Source organism: Brevundimonas sp. KM4 (genome assembly GCF_000964075.1).
In the GTDB taxonomy this organism is placed as follows: domain Bacteria; phylum Pseudomonadota; class Alphaproteobacteria; order Caulobacterales; family Caulobacteraceae; genus Brevundimonas; species Brevundimonas huaxiensis.
In genome coordinates this window covers 1-13,532 of record NZ_JZRG01000022.1, presented here as the reverse complement: position 1 = coordinate 13,532, position 13,532 = coordinate 1, and the positions used below count along the sequence as shown (strand labels likewise).

At 65.9% G+C, this 13,532-nt stretch carries 20 protein-coding genes; 12 read left to right on the top strand and 8 right to left on the bottom strand.

Annotated elements, in window-relative coordinates; genetic code table 11:
* Positions 1-6 precede the first annotated feature (6 nt).
* Together VH88_RS12215 and VH88_RS12210 are read right to left on the bottom strand one after the other, a co-directional pair.
* Positions 7-447, bottom strand: coding sequence for a Spy/CpxP family protein refolding chaperone (locus VH88_RS12215; RefSeq protein WP_045811508.1), 441 nt, complete (start codon positions 445-447; stop codon positions 7-9).
* Complete coding sequence (locus VH88_RS12210) at positions 444-722, bottom strand: hypothetical protein (RefSeq protein ID WP_045811507.1); 279 nt, start codon at positions 720-722, stop codon at positions 444-446. The genes VH88_RS12215 and VH88_RS12210 overlap by 4 nt, the downstream gene beginning before the upstream one ends.
* Positions 723-850: 128 nt before the next feature.
* Here VH88_RS12210 and VH88_RS12205 point away from each other — a divergent pair, with 128 nt between their 5' ends.
* The 3 genes from VH88_RS12205 to VH88_RS12195 are packed head-to-tail and all read left to right on the top strand — an operon-like array spanning position 851 to position 3,016.
* Positions 851-2,002 (top strand): acyltransferase, encoded by a 1,152-nt coding sequence (locus VH88_RS12205; RefSeq protein ID WP_231576679.1) that lies wholly within the window; start codon positions 851-853, stop codon positions 2,000-2,002.
* Entirely contained in the window at positions 1,999-2,475 is a 477-nt protein-coding gene (locus VH88_RS12200) for a DUF411 domain-containing protein (protein ID WP_082064483.1), read from the top strand. Before VH88_RS12205 ends, VH88_RS12200 begins: the two co-directional genes overlap by 4 nt.
* Before the next feature lie 49 nt (positions 2,476-2,524).
* Positions 2,525-3,016 carry a nuclear transport factor 2 family protein gene (locus tag VH88_RS12195; protein WP_045811504.1) on the top strand — a complete coding sequence of 164 codons (492 nt, stop codon included), beginning with the start codon at positions 2,525-2,527 and terminating at the stop codon, positions 3,014-3,016.
* Between the two features lie 100 nt (positions 3,017-3,116).
* On the opposite strand, the gene VH88_RS16295 is transcribed toward VH88_RS12195, so the two are convergent.
* The 6 genes from VH88_RS16295 to VH88_RS12165 all read right to left on the bottom strand — a co-directional run bounded on the left by VH88_RS16295 (position 3,117) and on the right by VH88_RS12165 (position 8,102).
* The gene (locus VH88_RS16295) at positions 3,117-3,263 is read right to left on the bottom strand and encodes a hypothetical protein (RefSeq protein ID WP_164952583.1); all 147 of its coding nucleotides are present in this window, start codon (positions 3,261-3,263) and stop codon (positions 3,117-3,119) included.
* A gap of 48 nt (positions 3,264-3,311) precedes the next feature.
* Entirely contained in the window at positions 3,312-3,644 is a 333-nt protein-coding gene (locus VH88_RS12185; protein ID WP_045811502.1) for a hypothetical protein, read from the bottom strand.
* A gap of 62 nt (positions 3,645-3,706) precedes the next feature.
* Positions 3,707-4,621, bottom strand: a complete 915-nt coding sequence (copD, locus tag VH88_RS12180; protein ID WP_045811501.1) for a copper homeostasis membrane protein CopD — start codon at positions 4,619-4,621, stop codon at positions 3,707-3,709.
* Between the two features lie 4 nt (positions 4,622-4,625).
* Complete coding sequence (gene copC / locus VH88_RS12175) at positions 4,626-4,988, bottom strand: copper homeostasis periplasmic binding protein CopC (protein WP_045811500.1); 363 nt, start codon at positions 4,986-4,988, stop codon at positions 4,626-4,628.
* A gap of 117 nt (positions 4,989-5,105) precedes the next feature.
* Entirely contained in the window at positions 5,106-5,600 is a 495-nt protein-coding gene (locus tag VH88_RS12170) for a DUF305 domain-containing protein (RefSeq protein WP_231576678.1), read from the bottom strand.
* Positions 5,601-5,738: 138 nt separating this feature from the next.
* Positions 5,739-8,102 (bottom strand): heavy metal translocating P-type ATPase, encoded by a 2,364-nt coding sequence (locus VH88_RS12165; protein WP_082064482.1) that lies wholly within the window; start codon positions 8,100-8,102, stop codon positions 5,739-5,741.
* A gap of 102 nt (positions 8,103-8,204) precedes the next feature.
* On the opposite strand from VH88_RS12165, the gene VH88_RS12160 reads away from it, so the two are divergent.
* From VH88_RS12160 to VH88_RS16045, 9 genes are all read left to right on the top strand, one after another.
* On the top strand, positions 8,205-8,480 hold the full coding sequence (locus VH88_RS12160) for a metal-sensitive transcriptional regulator (RefSeq protein ID WP_045811583.1): 276 nt from the start codon (positions 8,205-8,207) through the stop codon (positions 8,478-8,480).
* 58 nt (positions 8,481-8,538) lie between these two features.
* The gene (locus VH88_RS12155; protein ID WP_052689593.1) at positions 8,539-8,964 is read left to right on the top strand and encodes a DUF305 domain-containing protein; all 426 of its coding nucleotides are present in this window, start codon (positions 8,539-8,541) and stop codon (positions 8,962-8,964) included.
* Positions 8,965-9,206: 242 nt separating this feature from the next.
* The gene (locus tag VH88_RS12150; RefSeq protein ID WP_045811498.1) at positions 9,207-9,542 is read left to right on the top strand and encodes a helix-turn-helix transcriptional regulator; all 336 of its coding nucleotides are present in this window, start codon (positions 9,207-9,209) and stop codon (positions 9,540-9,542) included.
* A 7-nt stretch (positions 9,543-9,549) separates the two neighbouring features.
* Positions 9,550-9,975 (top strand): arsenate reductase (glutaredoxin), encoded by a 426-nt coding sequence (gene arsC, locus VH88_RS12145; RefSeq protein WP_045811497.1) that lies wholly within the window; start codon positions 9,550-9,552, stop codon positions 9,973-9,975.
* Complete coding sequence (arsB, locus tag VH88_RS12140; RefSeq protein ID WP_045811496.1) at positions 9,972-11,057, top strand: ACR3 family arsenite efflux transporter; 1,086 nt, start codon at positions 9,972-9,974, stop codon at positions 11,055-11,057. The genes arsC and arsB overlap by 4 nt, the downstream gene beginning before the upstream one ends.
* Positions 11,057-11,473, top strand: coding sequence for a GNAT family N-acetyltransferase (locus VH88_RS12135; RefSeq protein WP_045811582.1), 417 nt, complete (start codon positions 11,057-11,059; stop codon positions 11,471-11,473). Before arsB ends, VH88_RS12135 begins: the two co-directional genes overlap by 1 nt.
* Complete coding sequence (gene arsH, locus VH88_RS12130; RefSeq protein WP_231576677.1) at positions 11,473-12,300, top strand: arsenical resistance protein ArsH; 828 nt, start codon at positions 11,473-11,475, stop codon at positions 12,298-12,300. The genes VH88_RS12135 and arsH overlap by 1 nt, the downstream gene beginning before the upstream one ends.
* 257 nt (positions 12,301-12,557) lie before the next feature.
* Positions 12,558-13,325: a Hachiman antiphage defense system protein HamA gene (locus VH88_RS12125; protein WP_197071078.1), complete on the top strand. Its 768-nt coding sequence runs from the start codon at positions 12,558-12,560 to the stop codon at positions 13,323-13,325.
* Complete coding sequence (locus tag VH88_RS16045; protein WP_156146821.1) at positions 13,315-13,512, top strand: hypothetical protein; 198 nt, start codon at positions 13,315-13,317, stop codon at positions 13,510-13,512. The genes VH88_RS12125 and VH88_RS16045 overlap by 11 nt, the downstream gene beginning before the upstream one ends.
* Positions 13,513-13,532 lie beyond the last annotated feature (20 nt).

Genomic DNA, 13,532 nt, shown 5'->3' with positions numbered 1-13,532 from the left:
CCGCGCTTAGCCGGCTTCGTAGCGTACGGCGTCGACGACGGCCGCGTCGAACACCTCGGCCTGTGCCGGGGTCAGAACGGATCGCATCTCGAACACATGGGTAATCGTCGCCTTCTGCAGATCGCCCATGGCGGTATGGAAGTGATCGACAGCCGCCTGGACCTGCGGCGTATCCCCGTCGCTTGCGGCGATGGCGGCCGCGAGTTCGCGATTGGCGGCACGAACCTCTGCCTCCAGTGCCGGGCGACGCACGGCGAAGCGGGCTTCAATGACGTCTAGACGGCGGTCCTGCTCCTCGCTGAGGTCGAGTTTTTCATGGACGACGCTGTGCAGGCTCGGCGGCTGGCGCTCGCGCATGATCCAGGTCGCGCTCGCCCAGGTCGCTGCCCCGCTGGCGAGCGCCGCCAAGATCGCCGTGGCGACGATCGACTTCCACGTCGCCCTCATCCCCAAACATCCAGGCTGGCCATAGGTGACAGGCCGGCTGACACCGTGAAGATACGCAGCTCTGAAGGCTCTGGCCGTGGGGTCATGAGCATCAGACCGCCGTTCGCACCGCCGACGACAAGGGCGATCGCCACGGCGGCGATCCGCACCTGACCCATTCGGGCGCGATCCCGGCGCTCGCCAATCCGGGACCAGACGGCGTCCTCCACGCCCGCAAGCCGTGAAGCGTCGCCGGGCGCAGCCGCTCCGATCAGTCTTTCGATGTCGTCAGTCATTGCGCACCTGCCTCACGCCCCCCCCTCCATACGCGCCGGTTTGAGCTTCCCCTCATGAGGGGAAAGGTCCGGCCCCGCGTAGATACCAGAGAACGACCGGAATAGCCGTGTCGTCCAGGGGGATCGATGTGAGCGACAGGTCCCCCGCCCGGGCTCCCTTCCCGGACGTGCTCGATCCCCTCACCAGCGTGAGGTTTTTCCTCGCGCTCGGCGTCGTGCTCTTCCATTTCCAGCTTTACTGGACCTTGCCTGCGGAGAGCGCGGGCCTGCTGAACCGCGCCCGGCTCGGCGTGGATGTCTTCTTCATCCTGTCGGGCTTCATCCTCACGCACGTCTATCTGCAAGGGAACGGCGCGCCCGACTACAAGCGGTTTCTGGCAGCTCGGTTCGCCCGAATCTATCCGGCTCACCTGTTCATCCTCCTGGCCATGCTCGGGCTTGTATTGATCGCCCCGATGGTCGGCGTCGGTCTGGAGCCAGGCCGATTCAATCCCGCCGATTTCGCGGGCACTCTGCTGCTCGTTCAGGCCTGGTTTCCGCGCGAAACCGTGGCGCTCTGGAACGGACCAGCCTGGTCGCTGTCTGCCGAATGGTTCGCCTATCTGGTCTTCCCGGCCTACGCTGCTGTCGCCCTCCGCCTGCGGTCGAGGCCGTGGGCTCTGATCGCACTCTCCGCGCTGCTGTTCGTCGCGCTTGACGCCTTTTACCGGACGCAGTTCGGGCGGGTCCTGCCACGGGCGGAGGACAGCCTGGGCATCCTGCGCATCATTCCCGAATTCCTCTACGGCATTGGCCTCTACTATCTCGGTCAGCGCTGGACGCCTTCGCCGCGAATGTCCCTCATGGGCGCCCTGGTCGCCACAACCCTGCTGCTGACCCTCATGCAGATCGGCGCTGACGACCGGGTCATCGTGGCGGCGGCCGGTCTCTTCATCCTGTCGCTCGCCCTGTTGGCCAAGGCTCCGGTCCGGACCTTCCTGTCTCACCCCGTCCTTCTGTTCGCCGGCGAAGCGTCGTTCGCCCTCTATCTCGTCCACATCCCCATCCTGATGGTGTGGCGCAATGCGGCGCAGGCGTTCTCCGGCTGGGGTGCGGACTATCGAATGGGCCTGGTCGAACTGGCCGCCATGCTTGTGTTGACGCTCGCCGCCGCGGCCGCCATCCATGTCTTCGTCGAGCAGCCTGGCCGACGGTGGTTGCGGGCGCGGCTGGCGCCGCAGCGCGCCGACCCTGTCGAGGCGCAGCGATCCGTCCACAGCGATCAGGGAGAACCCTTTTGAATCCCGCCAATCTGAACCGTCGTCTACTCATGGGCGCGGCCGTCTTCATCGGCATGGGCGGGTCCGCCTGCGCCAAGACCCGTCCGTCCAGAAACCTCACGGTCTTCAAGACGCCCACCTGCGCCTGCTGCGACGCCTGGATCGCGCACATGCGCCAGGCGGGCTTCACCACCACCATCACCATCCTTCCAAGCCTTCAATCGGTCCGGAGCAGCCGGGGCATGCCGGACGCGCTCGCCTCCTGTCATACCGGTCTGATCGATGGCTATCTGGTCGAGGGTCATGTGCCGGCCCCGGACGTCATTCGACTGCTGACCGAGCGACCGGCGGCGGTGGGCGTCGCGGTCCCGGGCATGCCGCTCGGTTCGCCCGGCATGGAGACGCCGCAGGGGCGCAAGGAGCCCTACGACACCCTGCTGGTGCTTCGCTCGGGCGCGACCCGCGTGTTCGCCCGCCACAACCCGCCGGCCTGACGCAGATCGCGCTCAGCCCGTTCAGATCACCCACAATCCGGAGTTCGCCATGTCCCGCACCTCTCTCGCCCTCGTCCTGTCGCTCGCCGTGCTTTCGGCGACACCCGCCTTCGCCCAGGACCACGCCCACGGGCATGCCCAAGCCGCCGGCTCGGTCGCCGCGGAAGCTGCGGACGCGGCGGCGGCCGTCGACGCCTTTCACGTCGCCCTGAAGGCCGGCGACACGAACGTCGCCCTGGCAATTATGGCGCCGGATGTGATGATCTTCGAGGAGGGTGGCGCGGAGCGATCGCGCGACGAGTATGCGTCCCATCACCTGGGCTCGGACGCCGCCTTCGCCGCCGCCTCTGAAGCGACGGTGACGCGCAGATCGGGATCGGCCGACGGGGACATCGCCTGGATCACCAGCGAAGGCCGCACCACGGGCCAATTCAAGGGCCGCGCCGTAGACCGCCTGACGACCGAAACCATGGTCCTCAAACGCCATGCCGACGGCTGGCGCATCCACCACATTCACTGGTCGTCGCGCGCGCCCGGCTGACGCTCAGGCCCGCGCCAGCGGGTCGCCGGCCCTGCGACGTCGGTGAGGAACATCGGGAAGACGCCCGCCCTCGCGGGCGGGCGTCTTCCCGATAATACGATCAGCAGCAGGTGCAGGCTTCCGCGCAGGCTGCGATAGCGTCGCAGCAAGCGCATACGGCCTGCGCCACGGCGTCCGGCGCGGCCGCGAAGGCGGCTGAACCGGAAGCCAGCAGCACCAGGGCTGCGAGGGTGAGAGTGCGTTTCATGGTTTTGATCTCTGTTTGATTGAATGAGTCCGGTCATCTTCAACAGGATCAGCGTCGTGGGGGCGGGTCGTCCGCCTCCACGGTGAAATCGGCATGCCGCGCATCAAGGGATGGATAAAGGACAGACGCATAGACCCGTGCGGGGGTGGATTCACCGCCTTGGGGGACAAGGCCCTGGCAGATGGCCAGACACGCCTTATGGCACGAGATCCTGACGGTCTTCGGCTCGCACGGGACGCCGTCGCCGCTCATCGACATGGACGCCATATCCTGATCGACCGGAGCTTCGCAGGCGATCGAAGCGGTGGACACGAACAGCACGGCAAACGCCGCGAGCAGCGCGGTCGTCAGTCGGAGGAGGTCATGACGCAGGAACGGCATTGTCTGATCATACTTCAACGGTCGGCGGAGCGACGATCTCATTTTGATCATCGCAATCGAGCCTACAGAGACGCCGGGGGCGGCAGGGTTCCCATGACCGCCACGACGCCAATCAGGGCGAGTCCCAGACCCGTTTCGATCAACAGGCTGCGCCGGAGCGCGCTCATGGCGGCGACGGAGGGTTGGCCCGTCTCCAGCGCATAGCCCAGTGTCGGCGTCAGCCGGAACCGGTTGCTCGCCGCCAGCGCAAGCATCAAACCGAAGAGGACGAGCTTGGCGACCAGAAGCTGGCCGTAGAGGTTGCCCGCGATCGACGCCACGCGCTCGGGACCGATCAGGAACCAGCTGTTCACGAGACCGGTCAGCACCAGCAACAGGACCGCGAGCGTTCCAAGGCCGGCGAAGCCATGCAGGGCGCGATGGATTGCAAAGTCGTCCGGACCGGCTCGGCGCAGAAGCAGGGCCGTCAACGCCGCCAGGGCGCCCAGCCACAAGGCCGCTGCCACCGCGTGAATGATGTTGGCGACAAGATGGATGGGCCCGCCCGGACCCTCGGTGGCCGCGCCGTGACCCGTCCATGCGAAGCTGGCGGCCACGATCAGACCCAAGGCGGCCGTCACGCTCCAGAGCCCGCGACCGGGTTTCAGGGCGACCAAGGCGACAAGCCCAAGCAAGGCGGCGGCGGCCCGCACGACCATCGCCATGCCCAGGGCTGTGCCGGTGACCATAAAGGACAGAGACGCGGGTTTCACGGCTTCGCTCAGCGACCCCGCCAAGACGGCAGTCTGGGCCACCAGGGCGGCGAGCGAGCCGAGCGCGACGATGATCGCCGCGAGGCGCAATGTCGGTCGCGACCATTCCAGGTTCGGCGCGTCGGCGTATTTAAAGCTGTAGAGAAGGAACAGCGGCGCGCCGAGAAGGACGACGCCGCCGCCGTATTGAAGCCAACGAAGCGCGATGACCGCGACTTCCAGCACGGCGTCAGCGCACCGTGAAGGTGTAGGATCCCGTCATGCGGTGGCCGTCGCTCGAGGCGATACGCCAGTCGACACGGTAGGCGCCGGCGGCCAGCGGGCGAGCCAGCGCGCCCGTGAGGGTCCTGCCGTCCTCGGCGACCGAGGTGCGGATCGCGATCTTCTCCTCCGCCGCATTGACGACGTCGAAGCCGGAAAAGGCGGGAACGCTGCGTTCGCTGAAGGTCAGGGTCAGCGTCCGGGTCGCGGCCACGGTGGAGTCGGGCGCCGGGGTGGCGCTGACCAGGCGAGCGTGGGCCGCCGCCGGTCCGGCGGCGAAGGCCACGACCGCCGCGACGGCGATGAAGGGTGCGGGGTTGAAGTAACGCATACTCAGTCTCCAGACGTTTGGCCGGTCCCGGCCTTCTGCTTCTCTACGCGCCACACGACCGCGTCCCTCATGAAGAGGAAGCGGGGGGCGGCTGAGGCCTTCCCCCGCACGCCGGGGTCAGCGGCGACGCTTCTCGAGGAGCGCCTGCATCTGGGCGATCTCCTCCTGTTGACCACGCACGATGCCGTCGCACAGGGCGATGATCTCCGGATCGGTCAGGGAGGCTTGCTCGCACATCAACACAGCCCCGGAATGGTGCGGGATCATCGATCGCAGGAATTCGTCGTCGCCAACGAACGCCTGGGTGCGCATGCCGACGAAGCTGCCGACGAAGATCACGACGGCGACCGCTCCAATGACCAGGTTCGTTTTGCGCGACGGGTACATGGACCGCATGAAGACGAGCATGAGGACCGCCATCGGCGCGACCATCATCAGGGTCATGTAGACGTTGTTCAAATTGAGATAGAAGTGACCGAGCGTGACGATCATCGTGTACATGACCAGGTACATAATGACGAAATCGAGCGCCAACTCGAGGTACAGGCTCCGATAAGGGCCGAGTCCACGAACGTTGCCTTGCCCGCCGTGGTCCATCTGTTGATGAGACATCGTCCGTATCCTCTTCAGAAATTTCAGTTCGTCTTCGCCTGCCGCTGCGAAAGCCTGGAGACTGCGGTCAGCGTCTGAATCAATCCGGCCCGTCACAGCCGGTTCCTCCCTTGGGTGGGTGGGCGGACTGTTGATTGCCTATCCTGAATAAAGCCTCACCGCGCGCAGTCTCAGCGCATTGCCGATGACGCTGACCGAGGAGAGCGCCATTGCGAGCGCCGCAAGGGCAGGCGAGAGAAGCCAGCCGAAGACGGGATAAAGCAGGCCAGCCGCCACGGGGATGCCAAGGGCGTTGTAGCCGAAGGCGAAAACGAGGTTTTGGCGGATGTTGCCCATCACCGCGCGGGACAGACGCCGTGCGCGCACGATGCCTTGCAGATCTCCGCCCAGCAGGGTGACGCCGGCGCTTTCGATGGCGACGTCCGAACCCGCCCCCATGGCGACGCCGACATCGGCTGCGGCGAGGGCAGGGGCATCGTTGACGCCATCCCCCGCCATGGCGACGATCCGACCCTGCGAACGAAGCTGTTGAACCACAGACGCCTTATCCTGCGGCAAAACCTCCGCCTGGACTTCGTCGATGCCGAGGCGCCGCGCGACCGCTTCGGCCGTCGTCCGGTTGTCCCCGGTCATCATCACCAGCCGCAGACCGGCCGCTTTCAGCGCGAGGATCGCAGCCGGCGTGGTGGCCTTGATGGGATCGGCGATGCCGATGACCCCGGCCGCCTTTCCGTCGATCGCCACGAATATGGCGGTGGCGCCGTCGTGGCGAAGGGCCTCCGCCTTCGGCTCCAGCGCGGAGACGTCGATCGAAAGCTCGCCGAGAAAACGGGTGTTGCCCAGGGCGACCTGGCGGCCCTCAATCGTCCCGCGAACGCCGCGACCGACCGGGCTGTCGAAGTCCGCGGCCTCGGTAAGGGGGATGTCCCGGTCCTTGGCTGCCCGGACGATTGCGTCGGCCAAGGGATGTTCGCTGCCCCGCTCGAGGCTGGCCGAAAGACGCAGGATGTCCGTTTCCACGAAGCCGAGGGCGGGCAGGATCGCCGTCACCGACGGACGGCCCTCCGTCAGGGTGCCGGTCTTGTCCAGAACGAGAGTGTCGACCTTCTCGAAGCGTTCGAGCGCCTCGGCGTTCTTGATCAGGACGCCGGCGTGGGCGCCACGTCCCACCCCGACCATGATCGAGATCGGCGTCGCCAGACCCAACGCACAGGGACAGGCGATGATGAGCACCGAAACGGCGGCGACCAGGGCGTAGGACAAACGGGGCTCGGGACCGACCAGGCCCCAGACGACGGCGGCGAGCAGGGCGATCGCGATCACCGTGGGAACGAACCATCCGGAGACCGTATCGGCCAGCCGCTGGATCGGGGCGCGACTGCGCTGGGCCTGGGCCACCATCTGGACGATCTGCGCCAGCAGGGTGTCGGCGCCCACCTTGTCGGCGCGCATGATGAAGGATCCGGTCTTGTTGAGCGCGCCGGCCACGACGCGGTCGCCGACATCCTTGGTCACCGGCATGGACTCGCCGGTCACCATGGATTCGTCGACAGCGACCCGACCCTCCAGGAGTTCGCCATCGACCGGGATCTTCTCTCCGGGCCTTACCCGCAGGCGGTCGCTGACGGCGATCTGGTCAAGCGAGACATCTTCATCGATGCCGTCCGCCCGGATTCGGCGCGCGGTCTTGGGCGTGAGGTCCAGCAGGGCGCGGATCGCGCCCGACGTCTGTTCGCGGGCGCGCAGTTCCAGAATCTGCCCGACGAGGACCAGCACGGTGATGACCGCCGCCGCCTCGAAATACACCGGCGCACTGCCGTCGGCCTTCAGGAAGGCGGGCGGAAACAGGGTTGGCGCGACGACGGCCACGACGCTGTAAAGCCATGCCACGCCGACCCCCATGGCGATCAGGGTGAACATATTCAGCCGCCGGGTGCGCAGCGATGTCCAGCCGCGCTCGAAGAAGGGCCAGCCGCACCAGAGAACCACGGGGGTCGCCAAAGCGAACTGGATCCAGTTCGACATCTGGCCCGGGATGAACATGTGGAGATTGGCCAGGTGTCCGCCCATTTCCAGGGCGAAGACCGGCAGGGTCAGGACCAGACCGACCCAGAAGCGTCTGGTGAAGTCGATCAGCTCGTGGTTGGGCGGGGCCTCCGCCGTGACCGTCTCCGGCTCAAGCGCCATGCCGCAGATCGGGCAGGAGCCTGGGCCTTCCTGCCGGATCTCGGGGTGCATCGGGCAGGTGTAGATGGCGCCGGGAACGGCCGGCTCGGCCTCCACGGGAGGGTTCAGGTAACGCATCGGATCGCCGATGAATTTGGTCCGGCACCCCGCCGAGCAGAAGAAATAGTTTTGACCGTCATGACTGGCTCGGTGAGCGGTGGCCGTCGGATCGACCGACATGCCGCAGACGGGATCCTTGACCGTTGCCGCGCCATCCGAGGCCTTCGCCCCACAGCAGGCGTGACCCGAGGCATGATTGTGAGGATGCGTGGACATGTCGCTCTCTCCGGCTGACCGAAGAGCTAACATATACCCATGCGGGGTATAGCGCAAGATACCCGTCTGGGGTATATGGGGGTGCTCAGGAGAACAGGCCCCATGCAAACCGACACGAAACCCAAAGTCCTCAACAGGCTCAGCCGGATCGAAGGCCAGGTGCGGGGAATCTCCCGCATGGTTGAAGATGACCGGTATTGCGTCGACTTGCTGACCCAACTTCAGGCCGTTCGAGCCGCGCTCCATCGCGTGGAGACCGAAGTGCTACGGGATCACCTCGACCACTGCGTCATGGGCGCTATGACCGGCGACGATCCCGAGGATCGCAAGGCAAAGGCCGGCGAGCTGATCGAGCTCTTGGCGCGGACCGGACGGTAGAGTTGGCGGAACGAATGGGCCCTCCTGGTCGCTAACGTCGGGATCCCAAGGAGCCGTCATGAAACGCATCAGCCTCGTCCTCTCCGCCTGCGCCTTGGCTACGGCCTGTTCCCCGCAAGCCGAAGAGCCCGCCGTAGCCGCGCCTGAGGCCCCCGCAGCGGCGGACGCCCATGGCGGAATGGAGGGCGGCATGGCTGCGCCTGCGCCCGGCGACTCCGTCGCCACCCAAGGCTACAAGGCCTCGATGAACACGATGATGGAGGCGATGCCCGCCTTCACCGGGGACGCGGACATCGACTTCATGAAGCAGATGCGAGGTCACCACGTCGCCGCCGTCTCGATGGCCCGTGTGGAGCTCGCGCAAGGCAAGGACGCCCAAGCGCGGAACCTGGCCCAGGAGGTGATCACGGCGCAGGAGCGCGAAATCACCCTGATCGACGCCTGGCTCGCCCAGAAGGGAGCGTCGGCGGCTCCCGCCGCCTGATCGCGAGATCAGCGCACCGCGTCCGGACCGACAGACGTGCGAAATCGGCCAACTGTCGACCTCGTGGCCAAAGTCCATGGTCTCGACGGAGAGTATAGCCCAGCGACCCTTAAACTCGGCTGTCGCTACTCTGCGATCTTTTAGGCGGCAGTCGTCAAAGATCAGGTCGTCACCGATGCTTGAAATGCCGCACCCGCAGACGAGCGGCTTGAACATTTCCATATTTCGACTAATTTGGAAATATGGAAACCGAAGTTTCGATTCTCGCTCTCGCCGCCTTGGCGCAATCGACGCGGCTGGAGGCGTTTCGCCTCCTCGTGCGTCACGAACCCGACGGTCTGCCTGCCGGTGACATCTCCAACCATCTGGCGATTCCGGCCAACACCCTGTCGTCCCATCTCGGCGTGCTGACCCGGGCGGGACTGATCAAGTCGGAGCGCCGCAGCCGGTCGATCATCTACCGGGCCGACCTGGACCGGCTTCGCGACCTGGTCCTCTTCCTGCTCAAGGACTGCTGCGGGGGCAGGGCGGACCTCTGCGAGCCCTTGCTGGCCGAACTCGCGCCCTGTTGCCCCTGAGGATCCCGTGGACATCGTCATCTATCACAACCCCGCCTGTGGGACGTCGCGCAACGCGCTCGACCTCATCCGCCACGTCGGCATCGAGCCGCATGTCGTCGAGTATCTGAAGACGCCGCCGTCGCGGACCATGGTCGCTTGGCTGGCCGAACGGGCCGGCAAGCCGCTGCGCGACCTGCTGCGCGAGAAGGGCACGCCCTTCGCCGAACTAGGCCTCGCGGACCCGGGCCTGACGGACGATCAGTTGCTCGATGCGATCGAGGCCCATCCGATCTTGCTCAATCGCCCGATCGTCGTCAGTCCGCTTGGCGTCGGTCTGTGCCGACCGTCCGAGGCCGTTCTGGACCTCCTGCCCGCCGACGACCTCAAGCCTTTCACCAAGGAGGACGGCGAGGTCGTCATCGACGCCGCCGGCCAGCGGGTGAGGCGATGATCGACACCCCCGTGGCGGGCGCTGCGCCGCGTCGCCTGTCCTTTCTCGACCGCTGGCTGACGCTGTGGATCTTCGTGGCCATGGGCCTGGGCGTGGCTCTGGGGATGCTGGCGCCGGGCCTGCCGACTTGGGTCGACAGCCTCTCGATCGGCACGACCAACATCCCGATCGCCATCGGTCTGATCCTGATGATGTACCCGCCGCTGGCCAAGGTCCGGTATGAGGAGCTGCCGCGCGTCTTCGCCGACAAGCGGGTGCTGGCCCTGTCCCTGTTCCAGAACTGGGTGCTGGGCCCGGTGCTGATGTTCGCGCTGGCGGTGATCTTCCTGCGCGATCAGCCGGAATACATGACCGGCGTCATCCTGATCGGCCTGGCGCGCTGCATCGCCATGGTGCTGGTGTGGAACCAGCTGGCGCGGGGCGACAACCAGTATGTCGCCGGCCTCGTCGCCTTCAACTCGATCTTCCAGATCCTCTTCTTCAGCCTCTATGGCTGGATCTTCCTCACCGTCCTGCCGCCCCTGTTCGGCCTGCAGGGCAGCGTGGTGGACGTCAGCGTCTGGACCATCGCAGGCGCGGTGCTCGTCTACCTTGGCCTGCCGTTCTTGGCCGGCTTCCTGACCCGTCGCAGCCTGATCGCGCGCCGTGGCGCCGACTGGTACGAGCGGCGCTTTCTGCCGCGCATCGGACCGATCACCCTGATCGCCCTGCTGTTCACCATCGTGGTGATGTTCAGCCTCAAGGGCGGCGAGGTTGTGGCCCTGCCGCTGGACGCCCTGCGCATCGCCATTCCCCTGACGATCTACTTCCTCGTCATGTTCGTGGTCAGCTTCCTCATGGGCAAGCTGATCGAGGCCGACTATCCGCGCACCACCGCCCTGGCCTTCACCGCGGCCTCCAACAATTTCGAGCTGGCCATCGCGGTGGCCATTGCGGCGTTCGGCCTGACGTCGCCCGTCGCCTTCGCGGCGGTCATCGGCCCGCTGGTCGAGGTGCCGGTGCTGATCCTGCTGGTGTCCGTCGCGCTGTGGATGGGCCGACGCTGGTTCCCGGATACGGCTCCGCCGGCGGACGCCGTCTGATGGTCGTCCTGCATTTCCTGGACGCGGATGACGCCGGCCTGATCGCGACCCTGCGCGGCGCGGGTCTGCCCGAGCCCGGCGCCGGTCGCTATTTCAGCGCCGATCACTACGGCGCGGTCATCGGCTACGTCGGGCTGGAAGGGGAGGGGCGCGACCTGCTGCTGCGCTCCCTGGTCGTACTTGCCGACCAGAAGGCCCGCGGCCTGGGAAGTCGGGTGCTGGCCGCCGCCGAGACCGCCGCCGGCGACCTGGGCGCTGCACGTCTGCATCTGCTCACCACGACGGCCGAGCGCTTCTTCACCCGGCGCGGCTTCGTCGTCGCTGATCGGGCGTCTGCACCGGCCGCGATCCGGCGAACCCGCGAGTTCGCGGATGTCTGCCCGGCGTCGGCCGCCTATCTGACCAAGGACCTCTGATGACCTTCGCCCGCCTGCGTTCGCTGCCGGATCCGGATCACCTGCCGGCTCTGGACGCGGCGTATCTGTCCGCCGAACCCGCCCGGGGACTGGGCCCGACCGACCCGGCGCCGCGGATCCTTCTCTTGTATGGATCGCTGCGCGAGCGGTCCAATTCGCGGCTCTGCGTCGAGGAAGCTGCGCGCCTGCTGCAACGGATGGGATGCGAGACCCGCATCTTCGACCCCTCCGACCTGCCTCTGCCGGGCTCGCCCGGCGACGAGGACCACCCGGCGGTGCGCGAGTTGCGCGAGCACGCCTTCTGGTCGGAGGGCATGGTCTGGTGCAGTCCGGAGCGGCATGGCCAGGTCTCCGGGCTGATGAAGCTGCAGATCGATCACCTGCCATTGAGCCAGGGCGGCATGCGCCCGACGCAGGGCCGGACCCTCGCCGTCATGCAGGTGTCGGGCGGGTCGCAGAGCTTCAACGCCGTCAACACCCTGCGCCTTCTGGGCCGCTGGATGCGGATGATCACCATCCCCAACCAGTCGAGCGTGGCCAAGGCCTTCCAGGAGTTCGACGGGGCCGGCCGGATGAAGCCCTCGGCCTACTATGAGCGGATCGTCGACGTGATGGAGGAGCTGGTGCGCTTCACCATTCTGGTCCGGCCCCACGCCGTCCAGCTCGTCGATCGGTATTCCGAACGAAAGGCGGAGGGCGTTCCGGTCGACGCCGCGTCCGATTTGTCATCCATCGCCATCGCGGCACAATCAGGTGCCGGGATCGGCGCAGTTAAGCTCGGTCATCGAACCCAAGCTCATGTCTGGTTCTCGCAACTTCGCCAATGACCGCTGTTGGCGCTTCAAAGACATTGTGAGGTGCAGCTGTTCGTGACTGTGAGCGAAAATTGTCAACGTCAGCTTTCGAGCTGGCACTCGGAAAGGCTTCCGCATTCACTGATAACGCTCGATATCCGTGTCCGAGGTCCCACAAACACTGGAAGCGGCGGAGCTCAGGCGCGCAGCTATGAAGAGCGTGCGTTCCGACCTAAGTTCGATTTACGGTAGCGCTTACGATCGCGCGCAAGACTGTCAGGGAGGCAGGTTTGGCCAACATCAACAACTGGTGTGACGTCGCCTCGAGCAAAGTCGGCACCCACGACCTGCATCAGATCACCGTAAAGGCGGGCCGGCTCGCCGAGGGGGTGGAAGAAGTGGCCGCGACCATTCCTGACCACTACGTCGCCGCTCACCAGCTCGCTCGGGTCCTTCGCCGACGGGGGAAGCCCCAAGCTGCAGCCCTGATTGAAGCCCGCTTACCGACCAGCAAGCAAATCCGATCCGGCGATCTCGGCGAGATACTGGGTACCGCCTACGTCAACGAGTTCACCGTGTACGACATCGGTGTCTATCGTCTGCAATGGAAAGACCATCGCAACATGGCGATGCGCGGCGATGATCTCATCGGCATCGCGGAAGCCGATGACGGTCGACCACTTTTCCTGAAAGGCGAAGCCAAGAGCGGGGCCGCGATGGGAACAGCCGTCATTACAAACGCGCGCGAAGCGCTCGCCTCGGCGGATGAGCGCCCAACCCCCCATGCTCTTCTGTTCATGTCGGAAAAATACCTGGCGGCTGGCGACGAGCACACCTGTGACCTGATCGAAGACGCAACGCTGGAAGGCGGCATCGCTCTCAACCAGGTGCAGCATCTGCTCTTCACCTTCACTGGAAACGCCGCCGCCAATTTCCTCACTACCGACCTGGAGAACTACGCGGGCGGTGTGAGCCAAATGGCCGTGAACTTCCGTATCCCGGCGCACCAAGAGTTCATCCGCAACGTTTTCGACACGGTCATCGCGAATGCCGTCTAATATCGATGCGATCACCGCCGCAGTAAGACGCGCTACCGAACAGGGCTTCCGCGATCAATTGCTCGCAAAGGGTCAGGCCCGCTCCATGGTCTGGCGTAATGGCCGGGTTCCCGCAGGCGGTCCCCGCTTCGCGCGCGGTCTGAGCTACGACCTGCTGGCCTATGGCTACAGTCTGCTGATCCAGTGATCCTCCCTCGGTTTGGTGGA